Raw genomic sequence first — 19,284 nt, 5'->3', positions numbered from 1 at the left:
CGCCGGACCGGCAGCGCACCCCCTTCTGCAGCCCGTACTTCTGCAGCCCGTACGCGATACGAGGAAGAGACGATGAACCACCCTGCGACGCCCCCCACCGGCGACCACCCCGACGCGATCGTCGTCGGCGGAGGCATCGGCGGCCTCAGCTCCGCCTTCGCCCTCGCCCGGCAGGGACTGCGCGTACGCGTCCTCGAACGCGCTCCTGAGTTCGGCGAGGTCGGCGCCGGCCTCCAGATCGCGCCCAACTGCACCCGCATCCTCGACGAGTACGGCCTGCTCGACGAGGCCAGGGAGCTGGGCGTACTCCCGGAGAACATGGTGATGCGCGACGCCCTCGACGCGCGCGAGCTGACCCGGCTCGACCTGCGGGATCTGGAGCGGCGCTACGGCTTCCCGTACATGGTGATCCACCGCAGCGACCTGCACGCCATCTTCCTGCGCGCCTGCCGCCGGGCCGGTGTGGAGCTGCTGACCGACCGGACGGTGACCGACTACGAGCACACCGACGGCGGCGCCCGGATCCACCTGGCGGACGGCAGCACCCAGGAGGCGCCGGTGGTCGTCGCCGCCGACGGACTGCACTCGGTGGCGCGGCGCAAACTGGTCGGCGACGAGGTGGTCAGCTCCGACTACGTCGCCTACCGCGCGGCCGTCCCGATCGACGAGGTGCGCGACAACGGCATCGCCGAGAAGGACGTCACCGTGTACGTCGGACCGCGCTGCCACTTCGTGCAGTACGCGCTCCGCGGCGGCGACATGTTCAACCAGGTCGCCGTGTTCGAGTCGCCGAAGGCCCTGGCCGGGCAGGACGACTGGGGTACGCCGGACGAGCTGGACGCGGCCTTCGCCGCCACCTGCGACACCGTACGCAAGGGCATCCCCTTGATGTGGCGCGACCGCTGGTGGCAGATGCTGGACCGCGGCCCGGTCGAGACATGGGTGCACGGCAGGATCGCCCTGCTCGGCGACGCCGCCCACCCGCCGCTCCAGTACATGGCGCAGGGCGCGGTCATGGCGATCGAGGACGGCTGGGTCTTCGCCCGGCACGTCGCCCGCCAGACCGCCGCGCACACGCGGGTACCGGACTGGGACGCCGTGCTCGCCTCATACGAGGCGGTCCGCGTCGAGCACTGCCGCAGGGTGCAGACCACCGCCCGCGCCTGGGGCGAGCTGTGGCACCTGGACGGGGAGAAGCGGCTGCGGCGCAACGCGATCATGCGTGGCCGGGACGACCACGACTACGCCTTCACCGACTGGGTGTACGGTCCCACCGCACTGGAGCCCGACGAGGAACCCGCGATGTTCACCCCGATCCCGCTTTCCTCGGCCCGGCTCGGGGACGACGCCGCTCACCGGGTGGCCCCGGCATGATCACGACCATCGCCGCGACGGCGGACGAGGCCGTCGCGGGTGTCGAGGACGGCTCGACGGTCCTGGTGGGCGGATTCGGTCTGGCGGGCATGCCGTTCGACCTCATCGACGCCCTGATCCGGCAGGGCGCCGGTGAGCTGACCGTGGTGTCCAACAACGCCGGGAACGGCGAGGTGGGACTGGCCGCGCTGCTCAAGGCGGGCCGGGTCCGCAAGGTGATCTGCTCCTTCCCCCGGCAGAGCGACTCCTATGTGTTCGACGAGCTGTACCGGTTCGGGCGCATCGAGCTGGAGGTGGTGCCGCAGGGCACCCTCGCCGAACGGATGCGGCCGCAGGCGCCGGCATCGGTGCCTTCTACTGCCCCGTCGGCGCCGGCACCCTCCTCGCCGAGGGCAAGGAGACCCGGGAGATCGACGGGCGCGCCCACGTCCTGGAGTACCCGGCCAAGGGAGACGTGGCCCTGATCTCGGCGCACCGCGCGGACACCCTGGGCAACCTCCTCCACCGCAGGACCGCCAGGAACTTCGGCCCCGTCATGGCCACCGCGGCCACGACCGTCGTCGCCCAGGTCACCGACATCGTGGCCGCCGGGGAGATCGACCCGGAGACCGTGGTCACGCCCGGGATCTACGTCGACCGCCTCGTACGGGCCGAGACCCGGCGACTGACCGTGCAAGGAGCCCGCTGATGACGGCCACCCACGCCATGCCCGGCACCGGACCCGTGGAGCACCTCGGCCGGGGCCCGCTCACCACCGACGAACTCGCGGCCCGCGTCGCCCGCGACATCGCGCCCGGCTCCTACGTCAACCTCGGCATCGGGCAGCCGACCCGGATCGCCGAGCACCTGCCGGCGGACGCGGGGATCGTGCTGCACACCGAGAACGGGATGCTCGGCATGGGCCCGGCCGCGGAGGGCGACGCGATCGACCCCGACCTCACGAACGCGGGGAAGGTCCCGGTCACCGAGCTGCCCGGGGCGGCGTACTTCCACCATGCCGACTCCTTCGCGATGATGCGGGGCGGCCACCTGGACGTGTGCGTCCTCGGCGCCTTCGAGGTCTCTGCCCACGGTGACCTGGCCAACTGGCACACCGGCGACCCGGATGCCATCCCCGCCGTCGGCGGCGCGATGGACCTGGCCGTCGGCGCCCGGGAGGTCCTGGTGATGATGAGGCTGTTCACCCGGGACGGCGCACCCAAGCTCGTGCCCTTCTGCACCTGCCCGCTCACCGGCAGCGGCTGCGTCAGCCGTGTCTACACCGACTACGGCGTCTTCGTGCCCGGTCCGGACGGGGTCAGGGTCCTGGAGACGTACGGGGCCACGGTCGAGGAGCTGCGGGAACTGCTGGCCGTTGACCTGATCCGGTGAGCCGCCGCCGCGGCCGGTCGGATTACGGTGCGTCAGGACTCGGTGCGGTCTGTGTGGTACCCATCCGCCTCGTGCGATCGACGCACCCCATCGCGTTAGGATCCGGTCATGGCGAACCTTCGTGAGGCACAGAAGCAGATGACCCGGCGTCTGCTGCTGGAGTCGGGAATCGAGCAGTTCAAGGCGAAGGGGTACGCCGTCACCACGGTCGACGACATCGCGACCGCGGCGGGTACGACGCGGGCGACCTTCTACGCGTACTTCTCCTCCCGCAGCGAGCTGATGCAGGCCCTCATCGACGAGCAGCTCAACGAGGTCCTGCAGCGCGTCGGATCGCCCGAGCACGGTTCCACCGCGCAGGGCCTCGTGGCCACCGTCGCCGACGGATCGCCGGAGGCGATCACGGACTGGATGCGCCGCACCGCCGACAGCTGGCCGGCGATCTGGCCCCTCATCCGGATCGGCCGGGACGCCGCGGTGGTCGATCCGGAACTCACCGACCTGGTCGAGCGATGGATGGAGGAGGCCATCGGCGACATCGAGGACGGACTGGCGGCGGCCGGGCGCCTTGAGCCGTATCAGCGCCACTTCCGGGGTGTGCTGGCGATGGCCGAGCTCGACTTCGTGGCCCAGAACTGGCACCGCGCCGAGTGGAAGCTCACCCGCGACCAGATGCTCGACGAGCTCGGGACGAGCTGGGTACGCCTGCTGCACTGAACGCGGTCGCGGTCGCGGTCACCGGCACGACGGCGGGCGCTGCGCGGCAGCGCCCGCCGTCGTCTTCGCGGACGCGCCGTGGCGTCGAACAGCGGCGCCCGCCGTCGTGTTCACAGACCTGCCGCGGCGTCGAACAGCAGCGCCCGCAGCCATTGAGTGAAGTACTGATCGGTCAGGCGGGGGTTCCACACGATGTCGATCCCGAGCCCCGGAAGCGGGAACGGGAACTCCTCGATCCGCAGCTCGGTGAGCGCCCGCATGGCGGTGGCCACCTGGAACCGCAGGAGCGCGACGCCACCCCCGGCACGGGCGACCAGGAACGGAACCAGCAGGAAGTCGGAGATCAGCTGACCGACCCGGTAGGTGATCCCGTGCTCCTCCAGCAACGCGTAGGGGAAGACGCGCCGTTCGGTGTCGACGACGATGTGCCGCTGTGTGGTGAGGAGTTCGAGAGCGCTCGCCTCTGGCGGGGTGTCCGGTGAGGCCACCACCACACAGCGGTCGTTGTACAGCCGCTCGCGCGGGTACGGCGAGAAGTGGCCCTCGGAGAGCAGCACGACGTCGACGCCCTTGTCGGTGAAGGTGGCCTCGGTCGGCACCGTGATCGTGCGCACGCGCAGGGTGGCGTGCGGGGCGCGCTCGGCGACGAGCCGGGTGAGGTGGGGGCCGACGACGAACGCCGTGCTGTTCGTCATGGCGACCGTGATGACGCGCCGGTCCGTGGCGGGGTCGAAGCACGGGAAGTCCACGATGCGCGCGGTCTGCTCCAGGGCGCTGCGCAGGGGCGCGATCAACTCCAGCGCGCGCGGGGTGAGCGTGACGCCGGTCCCCTGCCGGACGACGAGGTCGTCACCCAGCAGCCGCCGCATGCGCGTGAGGGCGTGGCTCATGGCCGGCTGCGACAGCCCGACCCGCTCCGCCGCCCTGGTCACCGAGCCCTCCTCCAGGAGCGCGAGAAGGGGCACCAGCAGATTGAGGTTGACCGAGGCCAGCCGGTCCAGCCCCGAACCCGTGGTGCCCTCTTCGCCGTCGTTCATGGAGCAGACCTTACGAGTCCGCCCGGGTCATGCGACGCAGCCGGGGGATCGGGATCCGGTAGTTGAGCGCCACGGCCGCACCGGTGCCGTCGGCGTGGGACCAGCGCATCAGCGCCGGCTCACCGCCGGGACCTCCGTCGACGTACGCGGGTTCCCCCTCCAGCGGCAGAAAGCCCACCGCCTTGAGGCGCAGTCCGAACTGCTCCGTCCAGAAGTACGGCTGGAGCCGGAGCGGCGGCGCGTCCTCGCCGTGGACGAGCGCCCGTGCGGCGGTCTTCGCCTGCTCGATCGCGCTGCTCCACAGGGGGAGGCGGCGCAGACCGTATGTGGTGGGGAAGGCCGCGAGGTCGCCGACGGCCGCGACATCGGGTCGGACGAGTCCCCGGGCGTCGACCGGGATGACGCCGCCCCGGGAGACAAGTCCCGTGTCCACGAGCCACTCCGTGTTGGGGATATCGCCGACGGCGGAAACGAGAAGGTCCGCTTCGAGGACCGTGCCGTCGTCGAGCACGGCCCGGGCGCTGTCGCCGGCCCCTTCGATGCGCGCCGATCCGGTCTCCACGAGGGTGAGCCCCAGGTCCAGCGCGGCCCCGACGAAGACACCGGCCAGGTACGGCCCGAGCTGGACCGACAGGGGCATCCCCTGGGAGATGAGGGTGACCCGGCAGCCGGCGGCCAGGCATCCGGAGGCGATCTCCATCCCGAGAGGTCCCCCGCCGACCACGACGACCGAGGGCCCGGCCGCCAGCCGGCCCCGCAGACGGAGGGCGTCGTCGAGACCCCGCAGGGTGAGCTCGCCGGGCAGGGCGGACAACCGTCGCGCCCGGGAGCCGGAGGCGAGGACGACACGGTCGTAGGGGAGTGCGGTGCCGTCGTCGAGCGTCACGAGCCGGCGGTCGAGGTTCAGCCCGGTCGCACGTACGCCCAGGAGTTCCGTCGCCCCGTGGCCGGCCGGGGGGAGCTCGTGCGACGTCAGGTCGGCGTCGTCGAGCAGGAGCGCCTTGGACAGCGCCGGGCGGCTGTACGCCGGGTGGGGTTCGTCGCCGACGATCGTCAGCTCGCCGTCGAAGCCGGCCTCACGGAGCGTGTCGGCCGCGGTGAGGCCGGCGATCCCGTTGCCCACGACCACGACGCGGTCCGCCGGCGTGCCGCTCATGCGATCCTCAGCGCGGCGACCGGGCACACGCGGACGGCGGCGTTCGCCGGGGCGGCGTCGGCACTGCCGATCTCCTCGCGGTCGAGGACGAGCTCGCCGTCGTCGTCGAGGTGCATGAGCTGTGGTGCGGCTTCCTCGCACAGGCCGTGGCCCTCGCAGCGGGGGCGGTCGAGAACGATCCTCATGCCGCGACCACCTCCAGGACGGGGAGCTCCTCGATGCTCCGGGTGATGTTGCCGGGAATGCGGACCTCGGGTCCGACGACGAGGCGCTTCACACGCCGGGACAGCGCGTCGATCACCGCATGGGCCTCCAGCCGGGCGAGCCCCTGGCCCGCGCAGCCGTGCGGGCCGTAGCCGAACGCGAGGTGGTCGACGGGGTTGCGCTCGACGAGGAAGGTGTCCGGGTCCTCGAAGTGCCGGGGGTCGCGGTTCCCGGCGCCGAACAGGACGGCGACCTGGGCGCCTGCGGGGATGACGGTCCCGTCGATCTCGACGTCCTCGGTGGCGCGGCGGCCCCAGGCGTGCACGGGGGCCCAGAAGCGGAGCACCTCGTTGAACGCCGCCGGCACCAGCGAGGGGTCCTTGCGGATCTGTTCGAGCCGGCCGGGATGCGAGCCGATGAGGGCGACGATGTTGCCGATCGCCGCCACCGTGGTGTCGACTCCCGCACCGAGGTACTGGTGGATGATCGCGCCTGCCGAACCGGGTGCGATGGCGCCGCGTGCTTCGGCGTCGAAGATGCCGCGGCCCACGGACCCCTCGGCCAGATCGGTGGCGCGGACCTGGGAGCACCAGGCGTAGAGCTCGCCGGCGATCGGGAAGTTCTCCGTCGTGCGCCGGTTCATCGGACCGATGACCTGCATGGCGGCCTGTCCCCAGCGCAGCATGTTGTCGCGGGCCTGTCCGGTGAAGCCGATGAGGTCGGCGACGACCTCCAGGGGGAACGCCCGGGCGAGGGCGTCGATCGCCTCGAAGCTGCCCTGTTCGACGAGTTCGGCGACCAGCGTGTCGGCCTTGGCTTCGATGCGCCCCTTCAGCCCGCGCAGCGCGCGTGGTGAGAGGTTCTCGGTGAGCGTGGCCCGCAACTGCGTGTGCACCGGTGGGTCGGACGCGAGTGAGGTGCCGCTCAGGGCCTCGTTGACCATCGGGTTGAACCCGATGGAGTCCGAGGAGAACGACTGCCAGTCGGCGAGGGCGCCGCGGATGGCTTCGTACCGCGTCAGCACATGGACGTCGTTCTTCCGGAGATGGACGACTGAGCCCTGTTCCCGCAGCTCGGCGTAGACGGGATAGGGGTCGAGTACGACCTCGTCCGCGAAGAGGTCGATATCGGAGGCGTATGGGGTGGTCATGCGTCCAGTGAAGTGGCCGCGCTCACATCCAACAAGTGAATGATTGGCATGCACTGACATGCAGGGAATGGATGTAACCCCTTTTCCGCGACCCTCGGCACACCCTCAGATGAATATTTTTTCTAGGTGTCTGATTCATTGACGCGATGTAAAGCGAATGGCTACGGTGAGGCCAGCCACAAGGTGCAATGCACCCCACCCGTACATGTGAGGGCAGGCATGAGCGTCAAGACCAACACCGTGAACACCGTTCTGGGGCCGGTGCCTACCGAGGAGCTGGGCGTCGTCTCGGTCCATGAGGCCCTGCTGTCGGTGGTTCCGGGCGCGGAGTACGCCTTCGACATCACCATCGACCGCGCAGAGGTCTTCGAGACCCTCGCCGCGAAGCTGACGGACTTCCGGACCCATGGCGGCGGCACGATCGTCGACAGCACCGGGATGTTCCACGGCCGCGACCTCCGGCTCTACGAGGCGCTCTCCCGCGCGACCGGTGTACACATCGTCGCCTCGACGGGGCAGGGGCCGGAGGAACTGCTGGGCGGCTACTTCCTCACGCCGCAGACCAACCCGCCGACGCCCTGGCCGGCCGAGAAGTTCGCCGACCTCTTCACCCAGGAGGTCACCGAAGGCATGGTCGTTCCCCGCGTGGAGCGACGCGGCGCCGCCGGCCTGGTAGCCACCGTCTCGACCCCCGAGGGCATGACGGCGACCGACGAGAGCCTGCTGCGCGGCGCGGCCCGGACCGCCCTCGGCACCGGTGTCGCGGTCTCCGTCCGCTACGGCAGCGAGGCCCTGCACGACCTCGGCGTCGCCCTGGACGAGAAGCTGCCGGCCGACCGCGTCGTCGTCGCCGGACTCGACCGCGAGGACGCCGTCGCCGCCGGCGCTCCCCAGGAGGTCGCCCGTCGCGGCGCCTACGTGGCACTCGACCACGTCGGCGTCCAGGACGAGGACCACGTCAGCGACGCCGAGCGCGCCGCTCTGGTCGCCGGACTCGTCCGGGACGGCCACGGCAACCGGGTGCTGCTGTCGAGCAGTTCGACCGGGGTGGCGAAGGGCCACGCCGGAAACGACCTGCCGTACAGCTACATCCTGACCACTTTCGTCCCGCTCCTGAAGGCTCAGGGTCTCAGCGACGAGGACGTGCAGCGGATTCTCGTGGACAACCCGCGCGACCTGCTGTCGGTGCGCTGAGCGCACCGACGCGCACGACCATCAAGTCTCTTCATTCAAAGGTGAGTGTTGTGTCGAGAGTGAACACCGTCCTCGGGACGATCCCGGCCGAGGAGCTGGGCCTCGTGGCCATCCATGAGCACATTGGCTACGGCATGCCCGGCTCCGAGCTGGACACGAAGTGGTGGAAGTCCCCCGAGCAGCGTTACGAGGAGACCGTCCCGAAGCTGCGCGCGTTCCATGAGTACGGCGGCGGGACCTTCGTCGATGCGACCGGGATCTGCAACGGCCGTGACGTCGACTACTACAAGTCGCTGTCGGCGAAGACCGGCGTGCACATCGTCGCCTGCACCGGCTTCGTCGGCGGCGACACCGCGCTGCCGCACTTCGCCCGGGCCGATGTGGACTACCTGACCCGGCAGTTCGTCCACGAGATCACCGTCGGCATCGGCAACACCGGCAGTCTCGCGGGCGTCATCAAGGTCGGCGTGAGCCGCGGCGGCCGCATGACGGACCTGGACAAGCGCATCTATCGCGCCGCGGCCCGCGCCTCGCTCACCACGGGCGTGCCGATCCTGACCCACCTCGCGATCGACGCCGAGAACGCCATCGCGATCTTCGCCGAAGAGGGACTCCCGCTGGACCGCGTCCTGTTCGGGCACGTCGACGACGGCGTCAATGCCGACAAAACGCGCGACGTCTGGATCGCGGAGCAGGGCGGACGCATCGGCTTCGACACCTTCGGCTACGAGACCGAGCTGCCGGACCCGCCGTTCTGGGCCCGTCCCCGCAAGGAACGCCTGGACCACTTCCTCCGGTTCATCGGCGACGGGCGTCTGACCCAGGTCCTCGCCTCCGCCGATGCCAACTGCAGCGCGCTGGGCTGGCCGGGCGTCAAGGGCCACACCGTCAACTACATCTTCGAGGACCTCATCCCGGACCTCCGTGCCGCGGGTCTCGACGAGGCCGCGATCAAGACGATCTTCGTGGACAACCCGGCCGCCTTCCTCACCATCCAGAAGTAGAGAGAACCACCATGCAGCTCTCAGACCTCAAGAACCTCAAGATCGCCATCGTCGGAGCCGGGTACGGCGGTGCGTCGGCGGCCAAGGCCCTGAGCCTGCTCGGCGCCGGCGTCAACGTCTACGAGCAGGCCAACCAGATCCGCGAGGCCGGCGCGGGCATCGGTCTGCGGCCCTCCACGATGAACCGGTTCCGCGAGTGGGGGATCTTCGACGCGATCGCGAAGGTGAGCTCGCCGAGCGAGATCTTCGAGATCCTCACGCCCACCGGCGATCCGATCATGAAAGAGGAGTGGCCGGTCGCCGGCGAGCAGACCCACACCCACCTCATCCACCGCGGTGACTTCATCGACGCTCTGCTGAGCGTGCTCCCCGAGGGCATGGTGCACCTCGGCCACAAGCTGGAGAGTGTCCAGGACAAGGGCGACGGCGCCGTCCTCACCTTCGCCAACGGTACGAGCGTCGAGGCCGACCTGGTCATCGGCGCCGACGGCATCAAGTCGGTCGTCCGCCGGGAACTGTTCAGCGACAAGGAGCCGGTCTTCTCCGGCGAGCACGCCTACCGCGCCGTCATCTCCGCCGACGACGCCTACGGGATGGTCGTCGACGACAACCTCCGCATGTACATCGGCCGGGGCACGAAGATCTATCTGCTGCCGCTGCGCCACCGCAACCAGGTGTCGTTCGACATCACTGCCCTGTGCCCGGACGGCACCTGGGTCCCCGAGGTCACCAAGGACGACCTCCTGGCCACGGTGGAGGGCTTCGACGAGCGCCTCGTGAACATCACGCGCGATCTCGACATGGACACCGTGAACATCCGCGCCGTGTACGACATCGACTCGATCGACACGTGGCACTCGGACTCCGTCGTCCTGATGGGCGACGCCGCGCACTCGATGCTGCACCACCAGGGCCAGGGCGCGAACTCCGCCGTCGAGGACGCCGGCGCACTCGCCGACGCCCTGCGGGACGCGGACTCCGTGAAGGAGGCGCTGGCCCTGTTCCAGGCCACCCGGAAGCCGGTGACCGACACGCTGCAGGCGGTCTCGCGCCAGGGCTGGAGCGAGGGCGAGATCGACGAGGTCTTCCCCGGGCAGAAGCCCGCGTCCATCGGCGCGAAGGGCTGACGCCATGACGCTGCATCCCGAGATCGCCGAGTTCATCGCCGGCCTGCCGGCCCACGCCCCGGGCCCGCTCGACCCCGTCGCCATGCGCGCCGGGGACGAGGCACACGTCCCGCCCCTCGACGAGCGCCTGCCGCTCCACGCCGTCGACGACGTGACGGCCCGCACCGCGGCGGGCGACGTGCCGGTGCGGATCTACACCCCAGCCGACGCCGACAGCTACGGCGTGCTCGTCTACTTCCACGGCGGCGCGTTCTTCCTCGGCAGCCTGGACACGCACGACCACGTCGCGCGTTCACTGGCGAAGGAGACCGGGCTCAAGGTCCTCTCCGTCGGCTACCGCCTGGCACCCGAAGCCGCGTTCCCCGCCGGTCTCGACGACTGCTACGCGGTCGTGCGCTGGGCCGCCGAGGAGGGCGAGAGCCTGGCCTGGGACGGCATGACGCTCGCCGTCGCCGGCGACAGCTCCGGCGGGACCTTCGCCGCCGCCGTCGCGGCCCGGGCCCATGACGACGGCTTCCAGGGGATCACCCACCAGATCTTCTACTACCCGTCCCTCGACCTGGACTTCGACACCGACCGCTACGCCTCGCTGCGCGAGAACGCCGTGGGCTACGGCATGGAGACGGCCGGTCTGAAGCCCTTCAACGCCTTCTACCTCGACAGCGGCGCCGACCCCGCGGACCCGCTCGTCTCCCCGGTCAAACGGACGGACTTCACCGGGCTGCCGCCGGCGCTCGTCGTCACCGCGGAGCACGACCCGCTGCGCGACGAGGGCGAGCTCTACGGACGGCGGCTGCGGGAGGCCGGTGTGGACGCGACGGTGAGCCGGTACGAGGGAGCGGGCCACGGATTCGTCCAGCACTTCTCCTGGATCCCGGAGTACCACCGGGTCTTCGCCGAGACGCGCGACTTCCTCGGCCGGCACTGACCCGGCCGGCCCGCCCCACGTACGAGTCCGGAAAGAGAAGACCATGTCGCACGCAGTCAACGTCCATCCCCTGTTCTCGCCGTGGGGCCGGTTCGGCCTCTACAGCTTCTACATCGACGCCCCCGAGCCGGCCATCGTCGACACGGGGATCGCCTCATCCCCGGCCGAGGGGATGGCTCCCGCCCTGGAGGCGATCGGCCGACGCATCGAGGACGTGCGCTGGATCCTGCTGACCCACGGTCACATCGACCACATCGGCGGGGCGCACGCCCTGTGGGAGCTCACCGGCCGCCGCGCGAAGGTGGTCATCCACGAGGCCGACGCACCGATGCTCCGGTCACGGCGGGCGCACGTCGACGAGTACCTCGCCGGGCGGGGCCGGTACCTCGGCGATCCCGAGGGCGAGACGAAGGTCGCGGCGGCCACCCGGGCGGTCATCTCCGGAGAGATGGAGCCCTCCCTGCTCGTCAACGGCGGGGAGACCCTCTCCCTCGGCGGCGATGTCACCGTCTCGGTGCACGCGATCCCGGGCCACACCCCCGGATCGGTCGCCTACTCCCTCGACGGGCAGCGCTCGGTGTTCGTCGGCGACGCCGTCCAGGTCCACGGTGCCGCCAACGGCTTCCCCGGCTACACGCACCCGGCGGCCTACCGCGCCGGACTGGAGTACGTGCGGGACGAGCTGCGTCCGGAACACCTGTACCTCGGGCACCCGTACCGCCGCGCCGACGGCACCCCGTACGGCGTCGAACTCGACGCCGCTCAGGCGCGGGAGGCCCTCGGTCAGAGCCTCGAAGCGGAGGGCCGGGTCGGCGCAGCCGCCTGCGGCTGCCTGGAGGCGGGGCTGCGGGAGACCGCATCGCCGTACTCCCCGTTCGCCCCCGCCGCCGAGGAGCTCGGCTACACGGGCGACCCCGCGCTCGAACCGTCGCCGTTCTTCACCTCGATGCACGGATACCGCACGCAGCACCAGAACTCGTAGCACAGGAGCTTCGCACCATGACCGACTACCAGACGATTCAGGCGGGCGGGCAGAAGATCGCCGTCGTCAAGGATCTCCGCGTGCCGATGCGCGACGGTGTCGTGCTCGCCGCCGACACCTACAGCGGCGTCGACGACAAGCCGCGGCCCGCGCTCGTGGCGCTCAGCCCGTACGGCAAGGAACTCCAGGCGCTCGCGCTCACCACTCCGCCGCAGCGGCGCCCCAGTCCGATGTGGGACGGCTGCATCGAGGCCGGTGACATCGCGCGCGTCGTCCAGGAGGACTACGTCCACGTCATCGGCGACCTGCGCGGTTCCGGCGCCTCCGAGGGCGAGCACATCGGCAACTACAACGCCGGCGGCGTCTCGCTGGGCCAGGACGCCTACGACTTCATCGAGTGGGTCGCGGCGCAGCCGTGGTGCGACGGCAACGTCGGCATGATCGGCATCTCCTACTTCGGCTCGATGCAGGTGCTGGCGGCGGCCGAGCGTCCGCCGAGCCTCAAGGCGATCTTCGTCAGCGGCGGTCACTACGACTTCTACGAGACGACCTACCACGGCGGCATCATGTGGTTCATGCCGCGCGCCGCCCGCGAGGGCCGCGGCGGCGACTCCGGCTGGGCCTTCACCGACGGCGTCAAGTCCCGCATGCTGGAGACGTTCTCGCCCGAGGAGATCAAGGAGCGCGTCGCCAGGCGGCTCCAGGACCCGGACGTGGCCGCCTGGCCGAACCTCTTCCACGTGCTGAACTACCCGAAGAACCACGAGGCCTGGTTCGACATCGTCATGAACGAGGTCGACGGTGAGTGGTACGAGGAGCGCAACCCCCTCACGCTCGCCCCGAACATCGACATCCCGGTCTGGCTCCAGATCGACCAGGGCCGCGGCTGGACGATGGACGGCACCATCGAGACCTACCACGCGTTGAAGGGCCCGAAGAAGCTCGACATCGGCCCCTACCCGCCGATGCAGTCGCGCCCCTTCATCGAGGAGCACGACAAGATGTTCCGCTGGTACGAGTACTGGCTGAAGGGCATCGACAACGGGATCATGGACGAGCCGGCCGTCACCGTGCACGTCGAGGGCTCGCGCGAGACCGTCACCGGCACCGAGTGGCCGCCGAAGCACGTGACGTACGAGTCGCTCTACCTGCGTCCGCGCCGCAAGCTCTCCTTCGAGCCGGAGCTCATGGGCGCCGAGCACGCCGCGCCCGACGGCTTCTACCAGGCGCCGCTGACGGTCACGGACAAGGTGGAGATCCTCAACTGGAGCACCGAGCCCTTCACCGAGCCCACCGAGATGATCGGACAGGGCGCGGCGCACCTCTTCGCGGAGATCGACCAGCCGGACACCAACTTCATCCTGCGCATGTGGGACGAGGCCCCGGCCGGCGGACGCCAGCTCATCACGACCGCCTATCTCAAGGCCTCGCACCGCGAGCTGGACGAGGAGCGGACCACGGAGGGCGACCCCTATCACCCGCACACCCGCGCGGTGCCGGTCGAGCCGGGGAGGATCGAGGAGTACGTCCTGCGCGTCTACCCGTTCGCGGCGACGTTCCTGCCCGGGCACAAGCTGGTCGTGGAGCTGTCCAACGACGAGCCGCTGGCCGACGAGCACAACGCGCTGCTGCCGCCGGACGCCTTCCACCTGCCGGTGGGCCGGCCCGTCACGCACAAGATCTACCGTGACGCCGCGCACCCGTCGCGGCTGGTGCTTCCCTTCACGAAAGGCCCTGGCCCGTCCCGGAGGTGACCGCGCAGCGGAAGGGCCCGTGTCCGGTCCCCAGCGGTACGTGCTGGGGGGTGCCGCGGGTACGCGGAACACGGCGCCCGGCTACGCGGCCGCCGCCGCGCGGTGACCGGCCCGCACATCGTGCCGCGCCCGCCCCGTCGAACGTCGGGGCGGGCACGCCGTCCGCCCCGCTCAGCCGAAGAGCTTGGCGACGTACGCCGAGAGATTCGCCTTCGTACGGTCGATCTGCTCCTCCACGGTCAGCGACTCCTTGAAACGGGCGCCCGAGGTCACGGCCTTCTTCCCCCGCACATGGCGGCCGCCCGTGCACGATCTGCGCCGGATCATGGACGCCATCCTCTATGTCGACCGGACCGGGATTCCCTGGCGGTATCTGCCTCACGACTTCGCCCCATGGGAGACGGTTTACGGTTACTTCGCCGCCTGGCAGAAGGACGAGGTCTTCGACCAGCTCAACGGTCTCCTGCGGCGCCTGGTCCGGGAGGCCGAAGGTCGCGACGCCGAGCCGAGCGCCTGCGTCCTGGACGCCCAGAGCATCAAGACCTCGGCCAACGTGCCCGCGGCCGGCCAGGGCATCGACGCGGGCAAGAAGATCGCAGGCCGCAAACGACACATCGGTGCCGACACACTCGGCCTCCTCCTGGCCGTGCTGGTCACCGCCGCCAGCGTCTCCGACAACGCCGGCGGCATCCACCTGCTCTCGGACATCGCCGAAGGCCACCCCCGCATCACCAAAGCCTGGGCCGACACCGGCTACCGCACCAAAGTCATCGACCACGGCGCCCGTCTCGGTATCGACGTCGAAGTCACCCGCCGCGACCCCGCTCAGAAGGGCTTCAAGGTGATTCCGCGACGCTGGGTCGTCGAGCGGACCCTCGGCTGGCTCATGCACCGCCGCCGCCTCGCCCGCGACTACGAGACCCATCCCCACCGCTCCGAAGCCATGATCAAGGTGGCCATGGTCGACCTCATGAGCCGACGGCTCACCCGCGAATCGACCCCGAACTGGCGCGACGCATGACCCCTGGCCGCCGCACCATCACGAGCTCGCCGACCTCTGCCGCAACACCCTGAATCGCTGATCCACCAGGTCAACACACTCATGCAGACCCGGAGTCGGCAGACCGGCACGCTCACGCATCACGGCAATGGCCTGCACATTCCGCCCGGCCGAAACGAGGCCGTCCACCTCAGCCTGCACCTCAACCGAGAGCCGGTCCCACAGAGCATTCCCCATAGCCGCATTGAACCCCACGAATCGCACCCAGGAGCGACCGTGATCCGCCGCCTTACCAAACACCCCCGGCAGGACAAAACACTCTTTAAGGGGGGCGCATGAGCACACCCGAGTACGAGTTTTGGAATGACCTTGCTGTCCGCCGTCCGGACGACGTCCGCATGATCTCTGGTAGACGGGTTCCGCTTTCCTGGCAGATGGAGAAGCGCGTCGGGCATGTCGACCGGCTGATGAACAGGACTCTGCCTGCAGATTTCCCGGACCCGGTCGAGCGTGGAGGCACCGACGACGTGTTGGCCGTGCTCGCGTTGTCGGAGTCGATCCGGCGCGATCTCATTGCCCGCCGCGCGGGCGACATCCATGAGGCTATCCTGCTCGGCGCCACCTGGTCCGAGGTCGCAGCCGCGATCGACACCACACCGGACGAGGCCCGCGCCATCCTGCGTGACTGGACGGAGCGTCAGCACGGCCTCCATCAGAGCGCTGCCGGGCCAGACGACCACCACCGACTGGGCGACGAGGAGAACCGCCACGCCGCGGTGCTCGCCCTGATCGAGCTGGCAGACAACCGGCGGACGGAGACCGGCACGCATGACTGACCGCCGGTACCTGCGCCACTCCACGGACAAGCTGCCCACCAGAGGCCGACTCCCTGGACCGCCGCGGCGAACATCCAGGACCGCGACGGCGCGAAGCGTTCGTTGCTGTGGACACGCCTGGACCATCCGGGCGTGCAGAAGATCTGGGCGGACCAAGGCTTCGCCGGCCGCCTCGTGGAGTGGTCACGCACGATCCTCGGCCGCGAGCTGGAGATCGTGCGCAAGGCCCCGGACCAGCGCGGATTTCAGATCCAGCCCAAGAGATGGGTGATCGAGCGCACCTTCTCCGTGGCTCACTGCCCACCGCCGCCTCGCACGTGACTACGAGACCAGTCCGGTCCGCTCAGAGACCATGATCCGCTGGGCAATGATCGGCATCATGGTCCGCCGACTCACCCGTGGCGGACCGGTGTCGCGTCCCGGCGCGCGCTCGCTCCTGCGAGACGTTATGTAAAAATGCGCCGCCCGTACCTTCGAGGGGGAACCGCCTTCGTCGGTGCTCTATGGAAGCAGGAAGCGTTCAACCTTCTGCTGCAGGTCCGTGGGCAGGCCAGTCAACTTCGAGACGAGCCCGCGAAGCTCTCTGCCGAGTTCGGGGAACTCGACCCAGACCGATGGGTTCCTGGTGAGGACTGCGGACAGCAGATCACCCTCATACATGTGCCCCTCTGTCATCGGGTTCTCCCGCAGTACCTCCACTGCCAGTGGCAGGAGGTAGGGCAGGCCGATGTCCTGCCCGATCAACAAGCGCATGTCCTCGACGGTCAGCTCGCCGATCGGCCGACGCCGCAAGGCGTGTGCAGTAATGAAAAGACGGGTGTCGTCGGCTGTCGGCGCTAGCCAGCGGTCGCGTTCAAGCTCTTCAAGCGAGCGGTCACGATTCAGGGGGTGGGTCACCGGTCGATTGTCCTACGAGCAGATCTCAAACGCTCTTTCACCAAGGGCACGGTGCTGCGTGGACTATTCCATCGCCGCGTCCAGCTCCCCGTTCGCGGAGCAGTCCATGAACCAGTGAGCGCGGAAGTGCACCGGCATCGGGATCGGGTGCAGCCGGTCGGTGAGGTGACGGAAGAGGTACTCCGTGGCCGTGCAGTCGAACCGATGTCCTGCCTTCGGTTCGGCTCCGACGACATAGACGGGCCACCGGTCGGGGTCGGGGCCCTCCGTGATCCAGTGGAACGTCTGCTCGTGTTCGTTGCTCATCCAGGGCATCAGCCCGCCCGAGGCCGGGAACGGCGGATGCGGCTCCCAGAGCGGCTGGCCCAGCCTCGCCTCCAACTCTGCGCTCTTGACCAGGTCATCCGGCATGAACACGCAGTGGAAACCGTCGAACATGCCGTTGCCGAACGCTTCGATGAGTGCCTTGTAGTCGCTCGGCAGGGGCGTTCCCAGACGGGACTCGACTTCCGCCCAGTCGACCTGGCCCGCGGTCCTTGGCGTCCAGCCCGTCACTGCGATGAGCCGTTCCAGCCAGGAGGTCTCCGCGGGCAGCTGCTTCGCGACCGGCGTGCTGCGCAGGGCGACCATCAGGGCGGGCCCGGCACCCTCGCCCTGGCCGGACCGCCCGAAGGTGACCCACCGGTTACTGAACGGCCAGGCGTACCTCCAGTCGACCTCCCCCGACAAGGGCAGGGGCGGCAGCCGGTCGGCGCCGCCGAAAGGCTCGCCGTGCCGACTAGAAAGCGTCTCGACGACACTGTGCAGGTCAGCACGAGCGGAGATGGGTAGGCAAATGTGACCTGGTGCATCGCCGTGCTGGCGGCAGTCCAGGTCCTGGTGATCCGGCCACAGGATCTCGGCCACGGCGGTCAGAAGCTGTTCGTCGTCCATGCCCGCGAGTCAAGCATTCGCCACCGACAGCAGGGCAAAGCAAGGCAGCCCCGCACTCGGCGGCCAGCAGTCCCGGCCACATGACCTGCTCAAGCTGAGGTTGGAAAAAGCTTGCCGATCACCCCTCCAGAGGATCCGCACCCATCCGAATCAGCGGTGCCTGCGTCATGCCCTGTTCCCAGAGGACCTCACTCTCGCCCAGCGGCTCGTTGGCTGGTTGAACGGCGGGGAGGAGGACTTCCCGCAGCCACTGCCCATCGCGGACTGCGTGGAGTGTGCGCCTGACGTCGAGGCGCCCGGCGGAGTACTGCGGCTGACGTGATGGGTGCGGCACGCGTCTCAGCTGGTTGGCCTGGTCTTTCTCGACCAGTTGATAGCTGGCCCTTTTCCGGGTGAGCCGCCTCGTCATGAGCGCAATGAGTGCCCGGTTTCATGTGTGCCTCTGAGTGGTGCGGGAGTCGTTCGTAGTCGTGCACGTTGCGGCGGGCATTCATGACCCAGCCGATCGTGCGCTCGACCTTCCAGTGGCGTGGCAGGACGACGCAACCCTTGGCGCCGCGCGGACGAGAGATTGTCCGCAAGGTCATCCAGAGGCGGTCATCTGCCCGGTTGACGAGCTGACCGGCGTAGGCGGAGTCCGCCCAGACCTGGGTGATCTGCGGCTGCGTGAGTCGAAGCCGCCAAAGGAGTTCGCGGGCCGCGTCCCGGTAGCTGATGTCCGCGCGCGTCACCGTGATCATCACGGGTAGGCCGAGCGTGTCGACGGCGATGTATCTCCTGCGCCCGTTGATCTTCTTCCCGGCGTCGTAACCCCGGGTCGCCTTCGAGAGGGTCTCCGCGGTGGCTTTGTCCACGAGATTGGGTTCTGGCTCAACTTCTGTGAAGAGCGCACGGTGAGTGATGAACGACAGGGGTCAGTTCAGGCGTCCCTCGGGAAACCTGAACTCCATGAGGAGGTCCTCGGCCTCGCTTGACACCTGCCGGAAGCCGGCCTTCTCCCAGGCGCGTACGGCCCGCTGGTTCCCTCTCACGGGATCGACTGTCACACGCCGCCACCCGAGGTTCCCGCCCAAGTGCGCAAGGAGCACGCGAGCGGCATCCGGTCCCAAGCCCCGTCCCCTTGCTTCCGGTCCCAATACCATGTCGATGCCGCCTTCAGCCGCTCCGGCCCGCCAGTACTGTGCGTAGCCCACCGGCGTGCTCCTTGCCAGTACGAGGAAGGACTCCACACGCGGCCGGCGCCTCCCCACGTACTTCTCAGCCACCTCGGCACGCGAAATCGGTAGTCCACCCCAGTGCTCGACGAAGTCGGGGGAGGCGAACCACTGGGCCAGCAGGTCCAAATCACTCTCGGTCGTCGGGACAAGACGGGTCAGCTCTCCGTCGAGAACGACTCCACCGGCCATCAGTCGCTCTCCCGTTCGGCTTGGAAGCGCACGCATGGCAGAAAGTTACGGCATCACAGAAGTTGCGCCATAGCCCGAGACTGGGCAGCAGTTGTTCAGCACTTCGGACAGCACCCAGCTCTGTCGCCGTTCGATTTCAGGGGCAGGGTAGCCGGGGTCGGCAGATGGGAGGGAGCGCGTAGTGAGAAAGGCCCTGGCCCGGCGTGGGTGCTGG

Annotated in this window: 21 protein-coding genes and 1 pseudogene; 13 read left to right on the top strand and 9 right to left on the bottom strand. The window is 69.3% G+C overall.

The window, feature by feature from the left end:
* Positions 1-72 precede the first annotated feature (72 nt).
* The 4 genes and pseudogenes from OG408_RS00170 (at position 73) to OG408_RS00155 (ending at position 3,462) form a co-directional block, all read left to right on the top strand.
* On the top strand, positions 73-1,374 hold the full coding sequence (locus OG408_RS00170) for an FAD-dependent oxidoreductase (protein ID WP_326667240.1): 1,302 nt from the start codon (positions 73-75) through the stop codon (positions 1,372-1,374).
* Positions 1,371-2,062: pseudogene (locus OG408_RS00165) on the top strand (3-oxoacid CoA-transferase subunit A). Before OG408_RS00170 ends, OG408_RS00165 begins: the two are co-directional and overlap by 4 nt.
* A complete protein-coding gene (locus OG408_RS00160) occupies positions 2,062-2,745 on the top strand; it encodes a 3-oxoacid CoA-transferase subunit B (protein ID WP_326667238.1) in 684 nt (227 codons plus the stop codon). The pseudogene OG408_RS00165 and the gene OG408_RS00160 overlap by 1 nt, the downstream one beginning before the upstream one ends.
* Before the next feature lie 108 nt (positions 2,746-2,853).
* A complete protein-coding gene (locus OG408_RS00155) occupies positions 2,854-3,462 on the top strand; it encodes a TetR/AcrR family transcriptional regulator (RefSeq protein WP_326667236.1) in 609 nt (202 codons plus the stop codon).
* 110 nt (positions 3,463-3,572) lie between these two features.
* Here the strand turns inward: OG408_RS00155 and OG408_RS00150 are convergent, their stop codons facing one another.
* The 4 genes from OG408_RS00150 to OG408_RS00135 are packed head-to-tail and all read right to left on the bottom strand — an operon-like array spanning position 3,573 to position 7,009.
* Positions 3,573-4,499: a LysR family transcriptional regulator gene (locus tag OG408_RS00150; protein ID WP_285572733.1), complete on the bottom strand. Its 927-nt coding sequence runs from the start codon at positions 4,497-4,499 to the stop codon at positions 3,573-3,575.
* Positions 4,500-4,509: 10 nt separating this feature from the next.
* Positions 4,510-5,655, bottom strand: a complete 1,146-nt coding sequence (locus OG408_RS00145; protein WP_326667233.1) for an NAD(P)/FAD-dependent oxidoreductase — start codon at positions 5,653-5,655, stop codon at positions 4,510-4,512.
* A complete protein-coding gene (locus tag OG408_RS00140) occupies positions 5,652-5,840 on the bottom strand; it encodes a ferredoxin (RefSeq protein ID WP_285572739.1) in 189 nt (62 codons plus the stop codon). Before OG408_RS00140 ends, OG408_RS00145 begins: the two co-directional genes overlap by 4 nt.
* Positions 5,837-7,009 (bottom strand): cytochrome P450, encoded by a 1,173-nt coding sequence (locus tag OG408_RS00135; RefSeq protein WP_285572742.1) that lies wholly within the window; start codon positions 7,007-7,009, stop codon positions 5,837-5,839. The genes OG408_RS00140 and OG408_RS00135 overlap by 4 nt, the downstream gene beginning before the upstream one ends.
* 219 nt (positions 7,010-7,228) lie before the next feature.
* Between OG408_RS00135 and OG408_RS00130 the strand changes: the two genes are divergently transcribed.
* From OG408_RS00130 to OG408_RS00105, 6 genes are read left to right on the top strand one after another with little or no spacing between them, the layout of a single operon-like run.
* Positions 7,229-8,203, top strand: coding sequence for a phosphotriesterase (locus OG408_RS00130; RefSeq protein ID WP_285572744.1), 975 nt, complete (start codon positions 7,229-7,231; stop codon positions 8,201-8,203).
* A gap of 50 nt (positions 8,204-8,253) precedes the next feature.
* Positions 8,254-9,207, top strand: a complete 954-nt coding sequence (locus tag OG408_RS00125; RefSeq protein WP_285572746.1) for a phosphotriesterase family protein — start codon at positions 8,254-8,256, stop codon at positions 9,205-9,207.
* An 11-nt stretch (positions 9,208-9,218) separates the two neighbouring features.
* Entirely contained in the window at positions 9,219-10,334 is a 1,116-nt protein-coding gene (locus OG408_RS00120) for an FAD-dependent monooxygenase (protein ID WP_285572748.1), read from the top strand.
* A 4-nt stretch (positions 10,335-10,338) separates the two neighbouring features.
* On the top strand, positions 10,339-11,262 hold the full coding sequence (locus OG408_RS00115; protein WP_326667225.1) for an alpha/beta hydrolase: 924 nt from the start codon (positions 10,339-10,341) through the stop codon (positions 11,260-11,262).
* Between the two features lie 43 nt (positions 11,263-11,305).
* Positions 11,306-12,244, top strand: a complete 939-nt coding sequence (locus OG408_RS00110; protein ID WP_326667223.1) for an MBL fold metallo-hydrolase — start codon at positions 11,306-11,308, stop codon at positions 12,242-12,244.
* A 17-nt stretch (positions 12,245-12,261) separates the two neighbouring features.
* A complete protein-coding gene (locus OG408_RS00105; protein WP_326667221.1) occupies positions 12,262-13,998 on the top strand; it encodes a CocE/NonD family hydrolase in 1,737 nt (578 codons plus the stop codon).
* 171 nt (positions 13,999-14,169) lie between these two features.
* Here the strand turns inward: OG408_RS00105 and OG408_RS00100 are convergent, their stop codons facing one another.
* Entirely contained in the window at positions 14,170-14,325 is a 156-nt protein-coding gene (locus OG408_RS00100) for a hypothetical protein (protein WP_326674681.1), read from the bottom strand.
* Here OG408_RS00100 and OG408_RS00095 point away from each other — a divergent pair.
* The 3 genes from OG408_RS00095 to OG408_RS00085 all read left to right on the top strand — a co-directional run bounded on the left by OG408_RS00095 (position 14,249) and on the right by OG408_RS00085 (position 16,155).
* Positions 14,249-15,019 (top strand): IS5 family transposase, encoded by a 771-nt coding sequence (locus OG408_RS00095; protein ID WP_442805984.1) that lies wholly within the window; start codon positions 14,249-14,251, stop codon positions 15,017-15,019. The genes OG408_RS00100 and OG408_RS00095 overlap by 77 nt on opposite strands.
* Positions 15,020-15,333: 314 nt before the next feature.
* Positions 15,334-15,834 (top strand): hypothetical protein, encoded by a 501-nt coding sequence (locus OG408_RS00090; protein WP_326667220.1) that lies wholly within the window; start codon positions 15,334-15,336, stop codon positions 15,832-15,834.
* A 72-nt stretch (positions 15,835-15,906) separates the two neighbouring features.
* Positions 15,907-16,155 (top strand): transposase, encoded by a 249-nt coding sequence (locus OG408_RS00085; RefSeq protein ID WP_326674432.1) that lies wholly within the window; start codon positions 15,907-15,909, stop codon positions 16,153-16,155.
* 180 nt (positions 16,156-16,335) lie between these two features.
* On the opposite strand, the gene OG408_RS00080 is transcribed toward OG408_RS00085, so the two are convergent.
* The 4 genes from OG408_RS00080 to OG408_RS00070 all read right to left on the bottom strand — a co-directional run bounded on the left by OG408_RS00080 (position 16,336) and on the right by OG408_RS00070 (position 19,070).
* The gene (locus OG408_RS00080; protein ID WP_326667218.1) at positions 16,336-16,731 is read right to left on the bottom strand and encodes a contact-dependent growth inhibition system immunity protein; all 396 of its coding nucleotides are present in this window, start codon (positions 16,729-16,731) and stop codon (positions 16,336-16,338) included.
* Between the two features lie 63 nt (positions 16,732-16,794).
* Positions 16,795-17,664, bottom strand: a complete 870-nt coding sequence (locus OG408_RS00075) for an SMI1/KNR4 family protein (RefSeq protein ID WP_326667217.1) — start codon at positions 17,662-17,664, stop codon at positions 16,795-16,797.
* A 188-nt stretch (positions 17,665-17,852) separates the two neighbouring features.
* Complete coding sequence (locus OG408_RS40075) at positions 17,853-18,518, bottom strand: transposase (RefSeq protein ID WP_442805983.1); 666 nt, start codon at positions 18,516-18,518, stop codon at positions 17,853-17,855.
* 60 nt (positions 18,519-18,578) lie between these two features.
* On the bottom strand, positions 18,579-19,070 hold the full coding sequence (locus OG408_RS00070) for a GNAT family N-acetyltransferase (RefSeq protein WP_326674431.1): 492 nt from the start codon (positions 19,068-19,070) through the stop codon (positions 18,579-18,581).
* Positions 19,071-19,284 lie beyond the last annotated feature (214 nt).

This window comes from Streptomyces sp. NBC_01257 (genome assembly GCF_035917255.1).
Classification (GTDB): domain Bacteria; phylum Actinomycetota; class Actinomycetes; order Streptomycetales; family Streptomycetaceae; genus Streptomyces.
This window is presented reverse-complemented; position numbering and strand designations above follow the sequence as displayed.

Excerpts from the sequence above, each read along its gene's own strand:
- OG408_RS00170 (WP_326667240.1), top strand. The coding sequence starts at position 73 with ATGAACCACCCTGCGACGCCCCCCACCGGCGACCACCCCGACGCGATC.
- OG408_RS00160 (WP_326667238.1), top strand. The coding sequence starts at position 2,062 with ATGACGGCCACCCACGCCATGCCCGGCACCGGACCCGTGGAGCACCTC.
- OG408_RS00155 (WP_326667236.1), top strand. The coding sequence starts at position 2,854 with ATGGCGAACCTTCGTGAGGCACAGAAGCAGATGACCCGGCGTCTGCTG.
- OG408_RS00150 (WP_285572733.1), bottom strand. The coding sequence starts at position 4,499 with ATGAACGACGGCGAAGAGGGCACCACGGGTTCGGGGCTGGACCGGCTG.
- OG408_RS00145 (WP_326667233.1), bottom strand. The coding sequence starts at position 5,655 with ATGAGCGGCACGCCGGCGGACCGCGTCGTGGTCGTGGGCAACGGGATC.
- OG408_RS00140 (WP_285572739.1), bottom strand. The coding sequence starts at position 5,840 with ATGAGGATCGTTCTCGACCGCCCCCGCTGCGAGGGCCACGGCCTGTGC.
- OG408_RS00135 (WP_285572742.1), bottom strand. The coding sequence starts at position 7,009 with ATGACCACCCCATACGCCTCCGATATCGACCTCTTCGCGGACGAGGTC.
- OG408_RS00130 (WP_285572744.1), top strand. The coding sequence starts at position 7,229 with ATGAGCGTCAAGACCAACACCGTGAACACCGTTCTGGGGCCGGTGCCT.
- OG408_RS00120 (WP_285572748.1), top strand. The coding sequence starts at position 9,219 with ATGCAGCTCTCAGACCTCAAGAACCTCAAGATCGCCATCGTCGGAGCC.
- OG408_RS00115 (WP_326667225.1), top strand. The coding sequence starts at position 10,339 with ATGACGCTGCATCCCGAGATCGCCGAGTTCATCGCCGGCCTGCCGGCC.
- OG408_RS00110 (WP_326667223.1), top strand. The coding sequence starts at position 11,306 with ATGTCGCACGCAGTCAACGTCCATCCCCTGTTCTCGCCGTGGGGCCGG.
- OG408_RS00105 (WP_326667221.1), top strand. The coding sequence starts at position 12,262 with ATGACCGACTACCAGACGATTCAGGCGGGCGGGCAGAAGATCGCCGTC.
- OG408_RS00100 (WP_326674681.1), bottom strand. The coding sequence starts at position 14,325 with ATGATCCGGCGCAGATCGTGCACGGGCGGCCGCCATGTGCGGGGGAAG.
- OG408_RS00090 (WP_326667220.1), top strand. The coding sequence starts at position 15,334 with ATGAGCACACCCGAGTACGAGTTTTGGAATGACCTTGCTGTCCGCCGT.
- OG408_RS00075 (WP_326667217.1), bottom strand. The coding sequence starts at position 17,664 with ATGGACGACGAACAGCTTCTGACCGCCGTGGCCGAGATCCTGTGGCCG.
- OG408_RS00070 (WP_326674431.1), bottom strand. The coding sequence starts at position 19,070 with ATGGCCGGTGGAGTCGTTCTCGACGGAGAGCTGACCCGTCTTGTCCCG.